Genomic DNA, 1,796 nt, shown 5'->3' on the forward strand with positions numbered 1-1,796 from the left:
TAGCGAAAGCGTTTATCAGGATTATATATATTATTCCAATCCGATAATGGATAAAAATCTGACCTTCGGTCATGGGTATGAGCGAGTTGAAATACTTCACAATTATATGCGATCTGGTTCGCCGAGCGGTGATGCGTTAAAAAGTTACAAAGAGGTAAAAAGCTTTAATCTTTTAAGACTCAATAATACAATAGTTCCAAAATTAACAGAGGTTAAACTTATTGATGGGAATTCAAATCTGGTAAAACGGATTGAAAAAACTTACCTCGAAGGCACTAGTACAGCACAGGTAGATGGATGGTCTATCACCGAAGCATTTGCGAGGGAAGGACAGGTTTCTGGCTGTGACGTCGGGGAATTTTTCGAATTTTCAGGAGAAACCTATTATGGCGAGATATATAAGGACATCCATTGTACTTCGCATGGAACTGTAATTCTTGATAAAACCACAACAGTAGATTATTTCAACTCCGAAGCTGATAGCATTAAAGTGCTCGAAGATTTTGATTATAATACAAACCTTCAGGTTGAAAAAGTTACAAAGGATGAGGACAACCAAAAAGAAACGCTACTAACCTATATTACTTATCCTGATGATTATCCAACTGACAATACTCTTATAACATTAAATAATAATCATTTAGTCGGATTGCCAGTTACCATTACCCAAAAGAGGAAAATCAATTCAACGGAATATGTGTCGAATAAAAGAAAGTATTTATATGACACCTCTGGCAATATTATTAAGGACTATAATTTTGATGATGGATACTCTGACGATTTAGACCTCAACAATGAAATAACCTATTTGGCGGGCACAAAGAAAATAAGGGAGATTAAATCGCCGGGAAGCGAATATGTCACTTATTTGTGGTCGTACGGAAAAACAAAACCTGTGGCTAAAATTGAGAATGCTTCTTATTCTGCAGTATCTTCAAAAACTGGAGCTTCGTTGATTTCAAACCTCGAAAATGCTACAACGCAATCAAGTATCGATTCGTACCTAAGTCAGATAAGAAGCAGCCTAAGTAGCCTTTCCAATATTTTAGTAACTACCTACAAATACAGGCCTTTATTCGGAATCGACGAAGTTATTGATCCAACCGGAGTTAAGACAAGCTATACATACGATGAGTATGGGCGCTTACTTGAAGTTAAAAACGACGACTCTCAGATTCTAAACAGGTACCAATACAACTATAAATAATCCTTCCTAAATACTAAAATAATTAGAAATGAAACGTTTAATAATATCTCTGGCTATTATAATTACAGGCTTTTGCGCCTTTAGCCAACAAATGGAATTCGACTGGATAACACAAGCAGGTGGCCCCGGGTGGGATATTGTAACCGATATTAACGAATTACCTGATGGTAATCTGGCTGTGGTCGGTACTTTTTACGAATCAATCAATTTTCCTAACGATACGCTCTACTCAGAAGGTAGCCGCGACATCTTTATAGCAAAGTATGCCCCCGATGGAAGTTTGCAACAACTAACTTCAATAGGGGGGCAAGGCTATGACTATGTAAAAACAATGGAAATATTTGGTGAAAATGCAGTGATTCTTCCAATAAAATTTTATCAGGACCTGGAAATATCGGGCAAAACCTTCGAAAGTAATTTGTCAAATAATTTCCTTATTAGCTGGTTCGACCAGAATTTAGCTTTAACCCATAGCTTTTTGTTGGGAAGTACTAAAGAGTTCGACATTAGTTGCTTACAAGCTGAACCTGATGGTGGATGTTTATTTACTGGCTGGTTTTCTGACACATTGATGGTTGAAAATATAGTT

The 1,796-nt window shown here is 36.7% G+C and carries 2 protein-coding genes; both read left to right on the plus strand.

Going from position 1 to position 1,796, the window contains the following annotated elements:
- The coding region (locus tag SLH46_RS21760) for a hypothetical protein (RefSeq protein ID WP_320283301.1) at positions 1 to 1,207 on the plus strand (1,207 nt) is incomplete at its 5' end.
- A 28-nt stretch (positions 1,208 to 1,235) separates the two neighbouring features.
- A partial coding sequence (locus tag SLH46_RS21765; protein ID WP_320283302.1) for a hypothetical protein occupies positions 1,236 to 1,796 on the plus strand: 561 nt, incomplete at its 3' end.

The organism is Draconibacterium sp. IB214405, assembly GCF_033963885.1.
Classification (GTDB): Bacteria; Bacteroidota; Bacteroidia; order Bacteroidales; family Prolixibacteraceae; genus Draconibacterium.